This is a genomic window from Acidovorax carolinensis, from assembly GCF_002157145.1.
In the GTDB taxonomy this organism is placed as follows: domain Bacteria; phylum Pseudomonadota; class Gammaproteobacteria; order Burkholderiales; family Burkholderiaceae_C; genus Acidovorax; species Acidovorax carolinensis.
This window is the reverse complement of sequence record NZ_CP021361.1, coordinates 1,208,177-1,225,063: the sequence shown is the minus strand read 5'-3', so window position 1 is coordinate 1,225,063 and position 16,887 is coordinate 1,208,177. Positions and strand designations below refer to the sequence as shown.

The window sequence follows — 16,887 nt, the reverse complement described above, 5'->3', positions numbered from 1 at the left end:
GCGCTATCTGGCCGCCACAAGCGCTGCTGGTAAACTGCTCTCCGGGTGTACGCGCCAGCAGGCGCGGCAGGTTCATGCGCTGGTCGGGCCGCCACGCGGCTTTTTTACGACCGCCCCCACATGACACCCACCACCCTCCAATGGATTGCCGCCGCCCTGTTCGGCATCGCGCTGATTCACACCTTTTCCGCCAAACAGTTCGAACGGCTCTCGCACCGCTTTCCGCGCCACGCGGGCCTGTTCCATCTGCTGGGCGAAGTCGAAGTGGTGTTTGGCTTCTGGGCCATGGTGCTGATTGTGGTCATGGCCCTGGTGGGTGGCGGCGCGCAGGCCCTGCACTACGCCGAGTCGCGCAACTACACCGAGCCGCTGTTTGTCTTCGTGGTGATGGTGATTGCCGCCTCGCGCCCGGTGCTGCGCACCGTGGTGGCCCTGGTGGATGCCATGGCGCGCCTCATGCCCCTGCCCACCCCGATGGCCACCGCCTGGCTGGGGCTGGCCGCCGTGCCCCTGCTGGGTTCGCTCATCACCGAGCCAGCCGCCATGACCATTGCCGCCCTCATGCTGGCGCCGCAAGTCTTTCGTGCCGATGTGCCTGAAGGCCGCAAGTACCTGGCGCTGGGGGTGCTGTTCGTCAACGTGTCGATCGGCGGCACGCTCACCTCGTATGCCGCGCCACCTGTGCTGATGGTGGCCGCCACCTGGCAATGGGACAGCGCCTTCATGCTGGCCACCTTCGGGTGGAAAGCCGCGCTGGCGGTGCTGCTCAACGCCACGGTCTGCACCTTCATCCTGCGCAAGCACTTGCCCCACGCCAGCGCCCTCGCGGCAGGCCAGCAGGCGCGAGCGCCCGTGTCCGCCACGGTGGCAGCCGTGCACCTGGCGCTGTTGGCCGGCGTGGTGCTGTTTGCACACCACCCGGTGGTTTTTGTCGGGCTGTTCCTGCTGTTTCTGGCGTTCACGCAGGCCTACGAACGCCACCAGAGCCCGCTGATCCTCAAAGAAGCGCTGCTCGTGGGTTTCTTCCTTGCCGGGCTGGTGGTGCTGGGTGGCATGCAGCAATGGTGGCTGCAGCCCATCGTCTCCAGCCTGCAGCCGCTGGCCCTGTTCGCGGGCGCCCTGGGCCTGACGGCCATCACCGACAACGCGGCACTCACTTACCTGGGATCGCTGATCGAGGGGATGTCCGACCCCGCCAAATACATGCTGGTGGCGGGTGCAGTGGCCGGGGGCGGCCTCACGGTGATTGCCAACGCGCCCAATCCGGCCGGCGTCGCCTTGCTCAAGCGCGGCTTTGCCGACGAAACCATTGGCGCGGGCGGGTTGCTGCTGGGAGCGCTGATGCCGACGGCGGTGGCGGCGGCGTCTTTTTTGCTACTCTGACCCCGCCTATAGCAAACGCCCGTCCAGCGTTGTGACCGGGGCGCGTGCTCTTTCAAAGCAGCCCTCCAGCGGGCCCGCGCGCGCCCTTGTGGGTCAGCGCACCATGCACGGCATCTTGTTGTTGAACTTCCAGCCCGGAATCAGGTGCTGCATCGCAGCGGCGTCGTCGCGGGCGCCCAGGCCGTGCTGCAGATACAGCTGATGGGCCTTGTTCACGGCGTCCATGTCAAGTTCAACGCCCAGGCCGGGCTTGGTCGGCACGTCCACATAGCCACCCCGGATCTGCAGCGGCTCTTTGGTCAGGAACTGGCCGTCTTGCCAGATCCAGTGGGTATCGATGGCTGTGACCTTGCCGGGCGCGGCCGCGGCGCAATGGGTGAACATCGCCAGCGACACGTCGAAATGGTTGTTGGAATGCGAGCCCCAGGTCAGGTCGTACATCTGGCAGAGCTGCGCCACGCGCACCGATCCCTGCAGTGTCCAGAAATGCGGGTCGGCCAGCGGAATATCGACCGATTGCAACTGGATGCTGTGGGCCATTTCGCGCCAGTCGGTAGCGACCATGTTGGTGGCGGTGGGCAAGCCGGTTGCACGGCGGAACTCGGCCATCACCTCGCGACCGGAGAACACCCCTTCGCCGCCGCAGGGGTCTTCGGCATAGGCAACGACGTTGTGCATGTTGCGCATCAGGCGCACCGCGTCCTTGAGCAGCCAGCCGCCATTGGGGTCGAGCGTAATGCGGGCCTGGGGAAACCGCTCGTGCAGGGCCGTGACGGCCTCGACCTCTTCTTCGCCGCGCAGCACGCCGCCTTTGAGCTTGAAGTCCTGGAACCCGTAGCGCGCCTGGGCCGCCTCGGCAAGGCGCACCACGGCTTCAGGGGTCATGACCTCCTCGTGGCGCAGGCGCAGCCAGTCATCGGCAGCGTCGGGCTCACTGTTGTAGGCCAGATCGGTCTTGCGGCGATCCGCGATGTAGAACAAGTAGCCCAGCATCTGCACACGGTCGCGCTGCTGGCCTTCGCCCAGCAGCGCCGCCACCGGGACATTCAGATGCTGGCCCAGCAGGTCCAGCAGAGCGCTCTCGACCGCCGTGACCGCATGGATGGTGATCCGCAAATCAAAGGTCTGCAGACCGCGCCCACCACTGTCGCGGTCGGCAAAGCGCTGGCGCAGGCTGTTGAGCAGACGGTTGTAATCTCCGATGGGTTGCCCCTCGATCAGGGCGCGGGCATCTTCCAGGGTTTGCCGGATCTTTTCGCCCCCGGGCACCTCGCCCACGCCGGTGTGGCCGCTGGAGTCCGTCAGGATCACCAGGTTGCGCGTGAAGTAGGGGCCGTGGGCGCCACTGAGGTTGAGCAGCATACTGTCGCGGCCAGCGACGGGGACCACCTGCATGCGGGTTACGACGGGGGTTGGGTTGGATGTAGGCATGGGATTGACAGAGCACAAAATGTTGACCGACATCGTACAACTACTACATACCCAGAACCTCAAGGGAAAACCCTTGGAATCCCCCAACGCCCTGTTCAGTGACTCCCTGCCTCACTGCGCCGATGCCGATCCCGACTGTTGGAAAGATGGGTGCGCATCGCCGCGCGAGCCGCCTCGAAATCCTGTGCCGCAATCGCGTTGTAGATGGTCTCATGCTCCTGGTGGACGCGGCGCAGATAGGCCATGCGCTCAGGCTGCATCATGGCCGGCGCCTCCAGCCGCGTGCGCGGTATGACACCCAGCCCCAGCGATTTCATCAGATCCAGAAAGTGGTGATTCTGGGTGGCGCGGGCAATTTCCTGGTGGAACTGCAGGTCGGCACTGGCGGCATCGCGCCCCTCTTCCATGGCGCCGGTGAATGCCGATAGAGCAGCCCGCATATCCCGCAGGTTGTCTTCACTGCGCCGAATGGCGGCCAGGGCGGCGGCTTCTGTCTCGACGCTGATGCGAAATTCCAGCAGGGCGATGACGTCGCGCAAGGTTCCCAGCTGGTCAGGGCTGATGCGAAACGAGGGGCCGTTTTCCTGGGCCAGCACAAAGGTGCCGATTCCATGCCGGGTCTCGACCAGCCCGGCCGCCTGAAGGCGCGAGATGGCCTCGCGCACCACCGTGCGGCTCACGCCAAAGGTCTCCATGAAGGAAGCCTCGGTGGGCAGCTTGCTGCCAGCGGGCAGGCGCTCGGCAAGGATGTCTTCCGTCAGCTTTTCCACCACTTCGATGGCAAGGCTGCGTGGTTTGCGACGGGGCAGGATGGGAACATTCATAGGGAAATCCCTAGCCTCAAAAAGATGGTTTCACGCAATAATCCGACTCAACTTGTACGACAACTGATAACGTAACTCAATGACTGCAGCGACTTTAACACGCAAGCGATGGCGACAAGCACCCATCGCGATCGCTGCAGATGCCCTCCAGGCCGTTGCCATGCGCGTTCGTCTGACCACCGTTCACACCAACCTGTTCGCCCATTTTTAATCCCCAACCAGAGGAACCCTTTCGATGAATCCCCAAGACCTCAAGCAAATCATGTCCAGCGGTCTGCTGTCGTTCCCGCTGACGGACTTCGACGCCAACGGCGACTTCAACGCCAAGGGTTACGCCGCACGCCTTGAATGGCTGGCGCCCTATGGCGCAAAAGCGCTTTTCGCCGCAGGCGGCACGGGCGAGTTCTTTTCCCTGACGGGCAGCGAATATGCCGAGGTCATCAAGACGGCGGTGCAGACCTGCCGGGGCAAGGTGCCCATCATCGCGGGCGCTGGCGGCCCAACGCGCTTTGCGATCGAATGCGCCCAGGAAGCCGAGCGCCAAGGCGCACACGGCATCCTGTTGCTGCCCCACTACCTGACTGAAGCCAGCCAGGAAGGCCTGATCAACCACGTCGAGCAAGTCTGCAAGAGCGTGAAATTTGGCGTGATCGTCTACAGCCGCAGCGTCAGCAAGTTCACCCCCGAGTCCCTGGCCATTTTGGCCGAACGCTGCCCCAACCTGATCGGTTTCAAGGACGGCGTGGGCGACATCGAGCGGATGAGCGCCATCTTCATGAAGATGGGCGACCGCTTCTCCTACCTGGGCGGTTTGCCGACCGCCGAGGTCTATGCCGCCGCCTACAAGGCTCTGGGCACACCGGTGTACTCGTCTGCGGTCTTCAACTTCATCCCCAAAACCGCCATGCAGTTCTATGAGGCGGTGCGTACCGACGACATGGCAACCCAGCACCACCTGCTGCGCGAGTTCTTCCACCCACTGCTCAATATCCGCAACCGCAAGCAAGGCTACGCCGTCTCGATGATCAAGGCCGGCGCCCGCATCGTGGGCCACGATGCCGGACCGGTGCGAGCGCCGCTGTCCGAACTGGCGCCGCACGAGTGCGATGAACTCGCAGCGCTGATTGCCAAACTGGGCCCCCAGTAACAGACACCATCCATCCAGAGGAGACACATGATGATCAAGAAAATGCTTTGCGCCGTGGCACTCGGCGCGCTCGCGTCCACCAGCGCCCTCGCCTGGCCCACCAAGCCGATCACGCTGGTGGTGCCATTCCCGCCCGGAGGGTCCACCGACATGATCGCCCGCACCCTGTCGAGCAAGTTGCCCGAGAAGCTAGGCGGCACGGTGATCGTGGACAACAAACCCGGTGCCACGGGCACCATCGGCACGGCCCAGGTGGCGCGCAGCCCCGCCGACGGCCATACCTTGCTGGTAGCGTCGCTCGGTCCCTTCGTGATTGCACCGCACCTGATCAAGGTGCCGTATGACGCACTCAAGGATCTGGATCCGATCACCGTAGCCGTGCAGGCCCCGAACGTGCTGGTGGTGCCCGCCGCATCCCGGCACAACGCGCTGGGCGATGTGATTGCCTTCATCAAGGCAAACCCCGACAAGATGACCTTCGCCTCCTCGGGCAACGGCAGCAGCGACCACCTGACAGCCGAACTGTTCTGGCAGCAGACCGGCACCAGCGGCATCCATGTGCCCTACCGGGGCGGCGGCCCGGTCATGACCGATCTGCTGGGCAACCAGGTGGATGCATCGTTCATGAACATCAACACCGCCATGCCGCAAATCCAGGCGGGCAAGCTCAAGGCTCTGGCCATCACCAGCGCCAAGCGCTCCAGCTTGCTGCCCAACGTGCCCACGCTGGAAGAAAGCGGCATCAAGGACGCGAACGTGTACTCATGGCAGGCCGTCGCCGGCCCCAAGGGGCTGCCCGCCGACGTCAAGGCAAAGCTCAACAGCGCCATCGCCTCGATCCTGAACGAGCCGCAAACCAAGGCCAAGCTGCAGGAACTCGGCTTCGAGATGGTGCTGAACACCCCCGAGCAGTTCGCCGCCTTCCAGGCCGCCGAATACGCCCGCTGGGCAAAGCTCATCGTGGCTCGCAAGATCACCGCGGACTGACGCTATCGCCCCGTCGAATCGCCGCACCCATTGCATGGGTGCTCAGCGTTTCGACGGCATGCGAGCGGATTGCCAGCACTGAATTTCTACCCCTTCTCCTCCGACACCATGACCTTCCAGGACACCACCGTCAGCCAGCTTGACGCCATTGTCAACGCTGCCAGCAACGCGTTCACCACCTATGGCGCCTCCCCGGCGGCAACCCGGGCCGCACTGTTGCGTGGCCTCGCCGACGCACTGGAATCCCAGCGCACAGCGCTGGTGGCGCTGGCCGACCAGGAAACCCACCTCGGCACGGCCCGGCTCAATGGCGAGCTCGATCGCACAAGCTTCCAGCTGCGCGGCTTTGCCACCCAGGTGGAACAGGGGGTGCCTTTCGCCTTCACGGATGACCCGGCTGTGGCGGGTGCGCCGCCGGTGGGCCACCCGAGCCTGATGCGCGTGCGCGTGCCGCTGGGTCCGGTGGCCATGTTCAGCGCCAGCAACTTTCCGTTTGCCTTCTCGGTGCTGGGCGGCGATACCGCTGCGGCGCTGGCCGCCGGTTGCCCGGTGGTGGTCAAGGCACATCGCGGGCACCGCGCCTTGTCGCATGCCGTGGCCGACGTGGCGCGCGGCGTGGTCGCCGCGCAAGGCCTGCCAACCGGCGTGTTTGGCATGGTCGACGGCCGTGGTACGGAAGTGGGCGTGTCGCTCGTGCAGCATCCGCTGATCGCGGCCGCCGCCTTCACCGGCTCGGTGCGCGGTGGCCTGGCGTTGGAGAAGGCGGCGCAGTCGCGTCCGCGGCCGATTCCGTTCTTCGGCGAGCTGGGCTCGGTCAACCCGCTGGTCGCCCTGCCGTCGGCCCTGGCCGCCAAGGGCGCCGAACTGGCCCAGGGCCTGGCCGGCTCCATCACCATGGGCTGCGGCCAGTTTTGCACCAGCCCCGGCGTCATCGTCGTGCCGCAGGGCGCGCCAGGCGACGCCTTCGTCGCGCAGTTGGCCGACGCACTGAAAGCCAGCACCCCGCACCACATGCTCACGGCGCAGATGCGCGCGGGCTTCGACGCCGGCCGCGCGGCCTGGGCCGCACACCCCGGTCTAACGACGGTGCTGGGCGAGACCGCCGCCGAAAGCCAGCCGCCACGCCCCTTCCTGGCTCAGATCAACGCCGCCGGTTTCCTTGCCGACCCGGCCTTGCACGAGGAAGTGTTTGGCCCTGCCGCCCTGGTCGTGCGCGTGGCCGGCACGGCCGAGGCGATCCAGGTGCTGCAAGCCATTGGCGGCTCGCTCACGGTGACGATCTGGGGTGCCGACGAACCTTCCGAGGAAGTGGTTGCCCTGGTGCGCGCCGCCTCGCAGGTGGCCGGGCGGGTGCTGTTCTCGGGCTATCCCACCGGCGTGGCCGTCTCGGCCGGCCAACAGCATGGCGGCCCCTTCCCTTCCTCCACGCAGCCGGGCAGCACGTCGGTGGGCTGGGCCGCGATGGACCGCTTCCTGCGCCCGGTGGCGCTGCAGGATGCACCCGGCTGGCTGGCCGCGCGGCAGGGCCAGCCCTGCTGACCTCGCACCAGGGCGCCCTGGCAGCGCCCTGGCCTTCCATCACCAGAAGCCATCACAGGAGACAAGCATGAACAACCCGATCACGTTGGGGCGTCGCCAGTTGCTAAAAAAAATAGGGGCGGGCTCGGCGCTGGCGGTGGTCGGTGCCCCGGCGCTGGCCCAGGCGTTTTCCTTCGCGCCAAGCCAGCGCTACCCAGACCCGGCAGTGCAGATCCTGGACCCCAGCTTCGCCCGTTACCGCATCTACAGCAGCACCGTCGAACAGGTGGCCACCGGCATGCGCTGGGCCGAGGGTCCGGTCTATTTCCCGGGCAGCAAGGCGGGCGAGCCGGGCCATGTGCTGCTGAGCGACATCCCGAACAACCGCATCATGAAGTTCGACGAGAAGACCGGCGCCTTCACCGTCTGGCGCTCCAACGCGAACTTCTCGAACGGCAACACCCGCGACCGCCAGGGCCGCCTGCTCACTTGCGAGCACTCGGTCACGCGCCGGGTGACGCGCACCGAGCGCGACGGCCAGATCACCGTGCTGGCGGATCGCTTCGAAGGCAAGCGCCTGAACGCGCCGAACGACATCGTGGTGAAGTCCGACGACAGCATCTGGTTCACCGACCCGTTGTTTGGTATCAACGGTGAATGGGAGGGGGCGCGCGCCAAGCCAGAGCAGGCGTCCACCAACGTTTACCGCCTCGGCGCCGACGGCCAGCTCACCGCGGTGATCACCGACCTCGTCAATCCCAATGGTCTGGCCTTTTCGCCGGACGAGACGAAGCTGTACGTGGTCGAATGGAAGGGCACGCCCAACCGCAGCATCTGGAGCTTTGACCTCCAGCCCGACGGTCGCCTGGCCAACAAGACGAAACTGATCGACGCGGCCGACCAGGGCGCGCTGGACGGTTTCAAGGTGGACCGTGACGGCAACCTGTGGTGCGGCTGGGGCAGCAACGGCGCCCTGGCTGCGGAACCGCTCGACGTGGGTGGCCGCCAGGTCTATCCGCTGCGCGGCAGGTCCGAGGATCTCGATGGCGTGATGGTGTTCAACCCGCAAGGCAAGGCCATCGGTTTCATCCGCCTGCCCGAGCGCTGCGCCAACCTGACCTTTGGCGGCCCGAAGAACAACCGGCTCTACATGGCGAGCTCCCATTCGCTGTACGCCTTGTATGTGGAATCCCACGGCGCGGTCTGAGCCCGCCCCATCGACACCCATCAGGAGACAACGATGTTCATCAAGCGCACCCTCTATGCCCTCACACTGGCCGCCACGGCCGGACTCGCCCAGGCTCAGGCCTGGCCCACCAAGCCGCTACGGATCGTGGTGCCATTTCCCGCCGGGGGCACGTCCGACGTGCTGGCCCGACTGGTCGGACTGAAGCTGTCCGAATCACTGGGCCAGCCCGTGGTGGTGGACAACAAGCCCGGATCGAGCGGCAATCTGGGAGCCGACATGGTGGCCAAGGCGGCACCCGATGGCCACACCCTGTTGCTGACGGACGTGGGGAACCTTTCCATCAGCCCGTCGCTGTACAAGCTGCCGTTCAACCTCGGTGTTGACTTCTCGCCGGTTGCCATGGTGGCGTACTCACCCCACCTGCTGGTCACCAGCAACCAGGTGCCGGCCAACACCACCCAGGAACTCATCGAGTGGGTCAAGTCCCAGAAGGGCAAGGCGAACTTTGCCGCCGCGGCGGGCATGGGCTCGGCCACGCATCTGGCGGGCGTTCTGTTTGCGCAGCGCGCCGGCCTGGACTGGGGCTACGTGCCTTACAAGGGCGGCGCGCAGGCAATGACCGACCTGATCGGCGGACAGGTGGACTTGACTTTCAACGGCATGGTGGCCACCTATCCGCACGTCAAGTCCGGCAAGATCAAACTGATCGCTGTATCGAGCGCCAAGCGCAACCCCACACTGGGAGAGGTGCCCACCGTGGCTGAAACGCTGCCGGGCTTCATGACGGGCAGCTGGCAGGGCCTGCTGGCGCCGGCCGGCACCCCGCAGCCGGTGGTGGACAAGCTCAACGGCGAGGTCAAGCGCATCATGGCCCTGCCCGATATCAAGGCGCGCCTGCAAACCCTGGGGGCCGAGCCTTACGAGATGTCGCCGCCGCAGTTCAAGGAGTGGCTGGCGTCCGAGGTCAAGTCCATGGCCAAGGTGGTCAAGGATGGCAAGGTGACGGTGGAATGATGTGTTCGGGGCCGGAACCGTCCCGCTCCAGCGAAAAGGCCAGCGCTAGCCGCAAGCGCGCCATCACCACCGACGGAAGAACGCCAAACCATGAAACCACGCATCCTCCAGGCTGGCCGCCTACTCCCCGCCCTTGAGCAGCGTCTGGCGGCAGACTACGACCTGCACCGGCTCTCTGAAGAGGCCGATCCCAATGCCTTTCTCGCGCGCCACGGCGCCGAATTCACCGGTCTGGTGACCTCGGCCGGCGGCGCCGGCGCCCCGACCGCGCTGATCGCCGCGCTGCCGCAGCTGCGCGTGATCTCCAGCTTCGGCGTCGGCCTGGACAAGATCGACCTGGCTGCGGCGCGCGAACGCGGCATCGCAGTCGGCTACACGCCCGATGTGCTCAACGACTGTGTGGCCGACACCGCGTTCGCGCTGCTGCTGGATGTGGCGCGCCGCACCGCCGAGGCGGACCGCTTCGTGCGCGCCGGCCGCTGGGCCGCAGGTCAATCTTTCGGACTGGGGCGCAAGGTCAGTGGCGCGCGGCTGGGCATCGTCGGCCTGGGCCGGATCGGCCAGACCATCGCACGCCGCGCCGGCGGCTTTGACATGGACGTGCGCTACCACAGCCGCCGCCCGGTGGCCGGCGTGCCCTGGCCGCACGAGCCGGCGCTGCGCGAACTGGCGCGCTGGGCCGACTATCTGGTCATCATCACCGCCGGCGGGGTGGAGACCCGCCACCTGATCGACACTGCGGTGCTCGACGCGCTAGGTCCGCGCGGATTTCTCATCAATGTCGCCCGCGGCTCGGTGATCGACGAGGCGGCGCTGGTGCGCGCGCTGGTCGAGCGACGCATCGCCGGCGCGGGCCTCGACGTATTCGAGCGCGAACCGCAGGTGCCGGCCGAGTTGCTGGCGCTGGACAACGTGGTGCTGCTGCCGCATATTGCCAGCGGCACCGAAGAGACGCGCCAGGCCATGGCCCAGCGCGTGCTGGACAACCTGGCCGCCTTCTTTGCCGAAGGCCGACTGGTCTCGGCTGCGGCCTGAACGCGCCGCCCATCCACAAAGGCTGATCATGAGCTCTTCCACGCCTGCGCCGGCTCCGGTGCTGATCCGCATGCACGCGGCCGACAACGTGGCCATCGTCGCCAACGATGGCGGCCTGCCGGCAGGCACCGTGCTGCCGTCGGGACTGGTACTGGCCGACAAGGTGCCGCAAGGCCACAAGGTCGCGCTGGCCGACCTCGCCGAGGGCGAAACCGTGCGCCGCTACAACGTGCCGATCGGCTACGCGCGCCAGGCCATCCCCGCCGGCAGCTGGGTGCACGAGCGACTGCTGCAGATGCCAGCGGCGCGCGCGCTGCAGGGCCTGCCCATGGCAACCCGCCCGGCACCAGCGCTGGCGCCGCTGGACGGCTACAGCTTCGAGGGCTACCGCAACGCCGACGGCTCGGTCGGCACGCGCAACATCCTGGCCATCACCACCACCGTGCAATGCGTGGCCGGCGTAGTGGCACACGCGGTGAGCCGCATCAAGACCGAGTTGCTGCCCTTGTTCCCGAACGTGGACGATGTGGTCGGGCTGGAGCACAGCTACGGCTGCGGCGTGGCGATTGACGCGCCCGACGCGGTAATACCCATCCGCACGCTGAAGAACATCAGCCTGAACCCGAACTTCGGCGGCGAGGTGATGGTGGTCAGCCTGGGCTGCGAAAAGCTGCAGCCCGAGCGCCTGCTGCCGCCGGGCAGCTTCCCGATCGCGGACGAGCGGGACAGCGGCCTGGATGTGGTCTGCCTGCAGGACGCAGCCCATGTCGGTTTCATGTCCATGCTCGACGACATCGTGGAGCGCGCCCGCCCGCACCTCGCGCGCCTGAACGCACGCCGACGCGAAACCGTGCCGGCCAGCGAGCTGGTGGTGGGCGTGCAGTGCGGCGGCAGCGACGCGTTTTCGGGCGCCACGGCCAATCCGGCGGTCGGCTTTGCCGCCGACCTGCTGGTGCGCGCCGGCGCCACCGTGATGTTCAGCGAGAACACCGAGGTGCGCGACGGCGTGGACCAGCTCACCAGCCGCGCGGCCACACCCGAAGTGGCCGAAGCCATCGTGCGCGAACTCGACTGGTACGACCGCTACCTCGATCGCGGCCGTGTGGACCGCAGCGCCAACACCACGCCAGGCAACAAGGCCGGAGGCCTGTCCAACATTGTTGAGAAGGCCATGGGCTCGATCGTCAAGAGCGGTAGCGCGGCCATCGGCAGCGTGCTGGCGCCCGGCGAGAAGCTGGCGCCGGGGCAGAAGGGCCTGGTCTTCGCAGCCACACCCGCCAGCGATTTCATCTGCGGCACGCTGCAGCTGGCGGCAGGCATGAATCTGCATGTGTTCACTACGGGGCGTGGCACGCCCTACGGCCTGGCCGCCTGCCCTGTGGTCAAGGTGGCCACCCGCACCGACCTGGCCCACCGCTGGCACGACCTGATGGACCTGAACGCCGGTCGCATCGCCGATGGCAAAATCACCATCGAAGAGGCGGGCTGGGAACTGTTTCGCCTGCTGCTCGACGTGGCCAGCGGCCGCCGCACCTGGGCCGAGCACTGGAAGCTCCAGAACGCGCTGGTGCTGTTCAATCCGGCCCCGGTGACCTGAGCACAGCGTGGCTTCCGCGCGCCCCCCGCTAAAGCCTCTCGGCAGCCCAGCTTCCCGCCACATTCTTGAGCAGCATGTTCACCGCTGCCAGCCTGCGGGAGCGCACATCAATCAGGTTGCGCTGGGCTGACAACACGGTGGTCTGCGCGGTCAGCACATTCAGATAGCCCACGGTGCCCGCACGGTACTGGTTGCCCACCACATCCAGCGCGCGCTGCGCGGCGGCCACGGCCTCGGCCTGCAGTTGCTGTTCGCGCTCCAGCGCGGTGGCGGCGGCGAGGTTGTCCTCCACTTCCTGCAGCGCGGTCAGCACGGTCTGGCGGTAGCTGGCCACGGCCTGGTCGTGCGTGGCGCGGGCCGATTCGACGGCGGCGCTGCGGGCACCGCCGTCGAAAAGGGATACAGCCAACGCAGGGCCCAGCGACCAGAACAGGTTGGGGGCGTTCAGCAAACTGGACAGCTCTGTGCCCCGATAGCCCGCCGCGCCCGACAGCGTGATCGCCGGAAAGAAAGCCGCCTGCGCCACGCCGATCTGCGCGTTGGCCGCTGCCACGCGCTGCTGTGCGGCAGCGATGTCGGGCCGGCGCTCGAGCAGACGCGAGGGCAGTTGCGCCGGCACGGTGGGGGGTGCGGGCAGCGAGGCCGTAGCGGGCACGCTGAGCGCGGCCGGTGCCTGGCCGGTGAGCGCGGCCAGCGCGTGTTCGAGCTGGGCGCGGCTGGTCTGCGCTTCGAGCCGTTGCACCTGGGTGGATTTGTATTGCGCCTCGGCCTGCGCCACGTCGGCCGCCGAGGCCACGCCCGCGCGCTGGCGGTTGCGCGTGAGTTGCCAGCTGCGCTCGTAGGCGGTCAGGGTGTCATCCAGCAAAAGCACCTGCGCCTCGGCGGCGCGCAGGGCGAAATAGGTTTGCGCCACCGTGGCCTGCACCGACAGGCGCGCGGCGGCCAGGTCGTCGGCGCTGGCCTGGGCGCTGGCGCGCGCGGCATCCACACCGCCCGACAGGCGCCCCCACAGGTCCAGCTCCCAGCTGGCGTTCAGGCCCAGGGCCTGACTGTTGCGGGTGCGGGCCTGGGTGGTGTTGTCGGCGGTGGTGCCGCTGCGCGCGCGCGTGCTGCTGGCCGTGGCGCCCAGGCTGGGCAGGCCGGCGGCGCCAGCGCTGTCGAGTGCGGCGCGCGCAGCGCGCAGCCGGGCCACGGCCAAAGCTACGTTCTGGTTGCCGCTGGCGGCGCGTTCTTGCAGCGCATCGAGCGCAGGGTCGGCGAACAGCGTCCACCACGCGCCGGGCACGCTGTCCTGCGGTTGGGCGGTTTGCCACACGGCGCTGCCTTGCACGCCTTGCTTGTAGGTGGTGGGCACGTCGAGCGCCGGTCGCTCGTGGGGCGGCGGGGTGCTGCAGGCCGTGAGCAGCGCCGAAATCATAAGCAAAAATACCTTCCAGCGCTTACTGGATAAGCGCAAGCAGCTATCAAAAATAGAGTAACGAGGGTGCATCAGGAATCTCCTTGCAGCGCAGGCTTCGGGCCGGCGGCCGGGTGGCGGCGCCAGCGGGCCCATCGCGGCACACGGGCGCGCAGCCGGTCCAGCGCCACATAGACCACGGGCGTGGTGTACAGCGTGAGCAACTGGCTCAGCAGCAGCCCGCCCACCACGGCAATGCCCAGGGGCTGACGCAGCTCGGCGCCATCGGCCCGGTTCAGCGCCAGCGGCAGCGCGCCAAAGATGGCAGCCAGCGTGGTCATGAGGATGGGCCGCAGGCGCAGGCTGCAGGCGCGGTAGATGGACTGCGCGGCCGTGATGTGCCCGGCGCGCTGCCGCACCAGTGCGAAGTCAATCATCATGATGGCGTTCTTCTTGACGATGCCGATCAGCAGGATGACGCCGATCAGCGCGATCAGCGAGAACTCGGTCTTGAACAGCATCAGCGCCAGCAACGCCCCCACCCCGGCCGATGGCAGGGTGGAGAGGATGGTGAGCGGGTGCAGCAGGTTTTCATACAGCATGCCCAGCACCAGGTAGATGGTGATGATGGCGGCCAGGATCAGCAGCGGCTGGCCCGCCAGTGCGTCCTGGAACGCGCCCGCCGTGCCGCCAAAGGTGCCACGGATTCCCACGGGCACGCCCAGCTCGGCCACCGCGTTGTGCACGGCATCGGTGGCCTGTGACAGCGAAACGCCCGGCGCCAGGCTGAAGCTCACGGTGCTGGCCGGCGTGCCGCGCTCGTGGCTGACCGACAGCGGCGTGTTGGTGGTGGTGATGCGCGCAAACGCCGTGAGTGGCACCTGCTGGCCCGCACTGTTGACGAAGAAGAAGCCGCGCAGCGTTTCGGGGCTTTGCAGGTAGCGCGGTGCGGCTTCCATCACCACGCGGTATTGGTTGAGCGGGTTGTAGATCACACCCACCTGGCGCTGGCCGAAGGCGTCGTTCAGCGTGGCGTCGATCTGCGCCATGGTCAGGCCCGCGCGCGTGGCGGCATCGCGGTCAATGACCAGCGTGGTTTGCAGGCCGTAGTCGGACACATCGCTGTTCACGTCTTCGAGTTCGGGCAGCTGCGCCAGGGCCTGGCGGATGCGCGGCTCCCAGGTGCGCAGCTCGGCAATGTCATCGGCCTGCAGCGTGTAGTCGTATGACGCACTGCTTTGCCGCCCGCCGATGCGGATGTCGCGCTGGGGCACCATGAACAGGCGGGCGCCGGGCTCGTCTTTCAGCTGCGCACGCAGGCGGGTGATGACGGCCTCGGACCGCTCCTGCCCCGGCCCGCGCTTGAGCGTCATGAACATCTGCGCCGCATTGCGCTGCCAGCCACCGGTGAAGCCGGTCACGTTTTCCACGGCAGGATCAACCTGCACGATGGCCAGAAAGCGCTGCAGCCGCTGCTCCATGGCCTGGTAGGACGTGGCCTGGTCGGCACGGATGAAGCCCGAGATGCGGCCCGTGTCCTGCTCGGGCATGAAGCCTTTTTCGATGGCGGTGTACAGGTACACATTGAGCCCCACCACCGCGGCCAGCACCAGCAGCACCAAGGGCTGGTGGCGCAGGCACCAGGCCAGGCTGCGCCGGTAGCCACGCAAACCCCGGGCCTGCAGGGCGTCCAGCCGCCGCGAAAGGCGCGCCCACCATGCCAGGCTGGGCGCGCGATCGGGCGGCCGGTGCGGCTGCTTGAGCAGCGCCGCGCACATCATGGGCGTGGTGGTGAGCGACACCAGCAGCGACACCAGAATGGCGGCCGACATGACGATGGCGAACTCATGGAAAAACCGCCCCACAATGCCGCCCATGAACAAGATGGGCACGAACACGGCAATGAGCGACAGGCTCATCGACACCACCGTAAAGCCAATCTCGCGCGCGCCGTCCAGCGATGCCTGCAGCGCCGTTTTGCCGCGCTCCATGTGGCGCATGATGTTTTCCAGTACCACGATGGCGTCATCCACCACAAAGCCGGTGGCAATGGTCAGCGCCATCAGCGAGAGGTTGTCGAGCGTGTAGCCCGCCAGATACATCACGCCAAACGTGCCCGCCAACGACACCGGCACCGCCACCGCCGGAATGAGCGTGGCGCGCCCGTTGCGCAAGAACAGGAACACCACCAGGATGACCAGCGCCACGGCGATCAGCAAGGCGCGCTCTACCTCTTTGACCGAGGCGCGCAGCGTGGGCGTGCGGTCTGAGACGATCTCCACATCGATGGCCGCCGGGATCGACGCCTTGAGCTGCGGCAGCAGCGCGCGCACGCGGTCCACTGCCTCCAGGATGTTGGCGCCGGGCTGCTTGTACACCTGCAGCAGCACAGCCGGCTTGCCGTTGGCCACACCGAAGTTGCGCACATCCTGCACCGAGTCGGTCACCTCGGCCACATCGGCCAGGCGAATCGCGTTGCCGTTTTGCCAGCGCAGCACCAGCGGGGCGTAATCCGCCGCCACGCGGGCCTGGTCGTTGGCGGCGATCTGCCAGTAGTGGTCTTCACGCTCCACCGCGCCCAGGGGGCGGTTGGCATTGGTGCTGCTGATGGCGCCGCGCACCTGCTCCAGCGACACGCCGTTGGCCGCCAGCCGCACCGGGTCGAGCGACACGCGCACCGCCGGCAGCGCCCCGCCGCTTACGGTGGCCTGCCCCACCCCTTCGACCTGCGAAAGCTTTTGCGCCAGCACGGTGGACGCCGCGTCGTACATCTGCCCGCGCGTGAGCGCACTGGACGTGAGCGCCAGAATCATGATGGGCGAATCGGCCGGGTTCACCTTGCGGTAGCTGGGGTTGCTGGGCATGCCCGTGGGCAGCAGCGTGCGCGCGGCGTTGATGGCGGCCTGCACGTCGCGCGCGGCGCTGTCCACGTTGCGGTTGAGGTCGAACTGCAGCGTGATGGAGGTGCTGCCCAGGATGGAGCGCGAGGTGATCTCGTTGACGCCGGCAATGGCCCCCAGCGAGCGCTCGAGTGGCGTGGCCACGGTGGCGGCCATGGTGTCGGGGCTGGCGCCGGGTAGGCTGGCGCTGACCGAGATGGTGGGGTAGTCGACCTGCGGCAGCGGGGCGACGGGGAGCAGGAAATAGGACACGGCGCCCACCAGGGCCAGGCCCAGGGTGAGGAGCGTGGTGGCGATGGGGCGGTGGATGAAGGGGGTGGAGAGGCTCATGGGGTGGGCCTCTTGGGTTTCTGGTATTTTTTTGCTCTAGCGCTTATGGGATAAGCGCTAGAAGCTATGAAATTGATAGTTTGCGCAGGGATGTTTTGTTGGCCAACCACCCGTTCGGGCTGAACTGGTCGAAGGC

At 67.1% G+C, this 16,887-nt stretch carries 12 protein-coding genes; 8 read left to right on the top strand and 4 right to left on the bottom strand.

Translation table 11 applies throughout. The features are described 5' to 3' along the window. The first annotated feature begins 120 nt into the window (after nt 1-120). Complete coding sequence (locus CBP34_RS05720; protein ID WP_094097528.1) at nt 121-1,383, top strand: putative Na+/H+ antiporter; 1,263 nt, start codon at nt 121-123, stop codon at nt 1,381-1,383. 93 nt (nt 1,384-1,476) lie between these two features. Here CBP34_RS05720 and gudD read toward each other — a convergent pair whose 3' ends face one another. Together gudD and CBP34_RS05710 are read right to left on the bottom strand one after the other, a co-directional pair. Then, on the bottom strand, nt 1,477-2,814 hold the full coding sequence (gudD, locus tag CBP34_RS05715; protein ID WP_094097527.1) for a glucarate dehydratase: 1,338 nt from the start codon (nt 2,812-2,814) through the stop codon (nt 1,477-1,479). 95 nt (nt 2,815-2,909) lie between these two features. Then, nucleotides 2,910-3,638, bottom strand: a complete 729-nt coding sequence (locus tag CBP34_RS05710; protein ID WP_086911809.1) for a FadR/GntR family transcriptional regulator — start codon at nt 3,636-3,638, stop codon at nt 2,910-2,912. 235 nt (nt 3,639-3,873) lie between these two features. Between CBP34_RS05710 and kdgD the strand changes: the two genes are divergently transcribed. From kdgD to garD, 7 genes are all read left to right on the top strand, one after another. Then, nucleotides 3,874-4,785 (top strand): 5-dehydro-4-deoxyglucarate dehydratase, encoded by a 912-nt coding sequence (kdgD, locus tag CBP34_RS05705; RefSeq protein ID WP_094097526.1) that lies wholly within the window; start codon nt 3,874-3,876, stop codon nt 4,783-4,785. Nucleotides 4,786-4,815: 30 nt separating this feature from the next. Beyond that, nucleotides 4,816-5,772 (top strand): Bug family tripartite tricarboxylate transporter substrate binding protein, encoded by a 957-nt coding sequence (locus tag CBP34_RS05700; RefSeq protein WP_094099078.1) that lies wholly within the window; start codon nt 4,816-4,818, stop codon nt 5,770-5,772. A 108-nt stretch (nt 5,773-5,880) separates the two neighbouring features. After that, on the top strand, nt 5,881-7,311 hold the full coding sequence (locus CBP34_RS05695) for an aldehyde dehydrogenase (NADP(+)) (protein WP_094097525.1): 1,431 nt from the start codon (nt 5,881-5,883) through the stop codon (nt 7,309-7,311). Between the two features lie 67 nt (nt 7,312-7,378). After that, nucleotides 7,379-8,497 carry an SMP-30/gluconolactonase/LRE family protein gene (locus CBP34_RS05690; protein WP_094099077.1) on the top strand — a complete coding sequence of 373 codons (1,119 nt, stop codon included), beginning with the start codon at nt 7,379-7,381 and terminating at the stop codon, nt 8,495-8,497. A 33-nt stretch (nt 8,498-8,530) separates the two neighbouring features. Continuing rightward, nucleotides 8,531-9,493, top strand: a complete 963-nt coding sequence (locus CBP34_RS05685; protein ID WP_094097524.1) for a Bug family tripartite tricarboxylate transporter substrate binding protein — start codon at nt 8,531-8,533, stop codon at nt 9,491-9,493. Between the two features lie 90 nt (nt 9,494-9,583). Further along, nucleotides 9,584-10,528: a 2-hydroxyacid dehydrogenase gene (locus CBP34_RS05680; RefSeq protein WP_094097523.1), complete on the top strand. Its 945-nt coding sequence runs from the start codon at nt 9,584-9,586 to the stop codon at nt 10,526-10,528. A 28-nt stretch (nt 10,529-10,556) separates the two neighbouring features. Further along, entirely contained in the window at nt 10,557-12,125 is a 1,569-nt protein-coding gene (gene garD, locus CBP34_RS05675; RefSeq protein WP_094097522.1) for a galactarate dehydratase, read from the top strand. 28 nt (nt 12,126-12,153) lie between these two features. Here the strand turns inward: garD and CBP34_RS05670 are convergent, their stop codons facing one another. Together CBP34_RS05670 and CBP34_RS05665 are read right to left on the bottom strand one after the other, a co-directional pair. After that, nucleotides 12,154-13,542, bottom strand: a complete 1,389-nt coding sequence (locus CBP34_RS05670) for an efflux transporter outer membrane subunit (RefSeq protein WP_236748522.1) — start codon at nt 13,540-13,542, stop codon at nt 12,154-12,156. A gap of 71 nt (nt 13,543-13,613) precedes the next feature. After that, nucleotides 13,614-16,751, bottom strand: coding sequence for an efflux RND transporter permease subunit (locus CBP34_RS05665; protein WP_094097520.1), 3,138 nt, complete (start codon nt 16,749-16,751; stop codon nt 13,614-13,616). Nucleotides 16,752-16,887 lie beyond the last annotated feature (136 nt).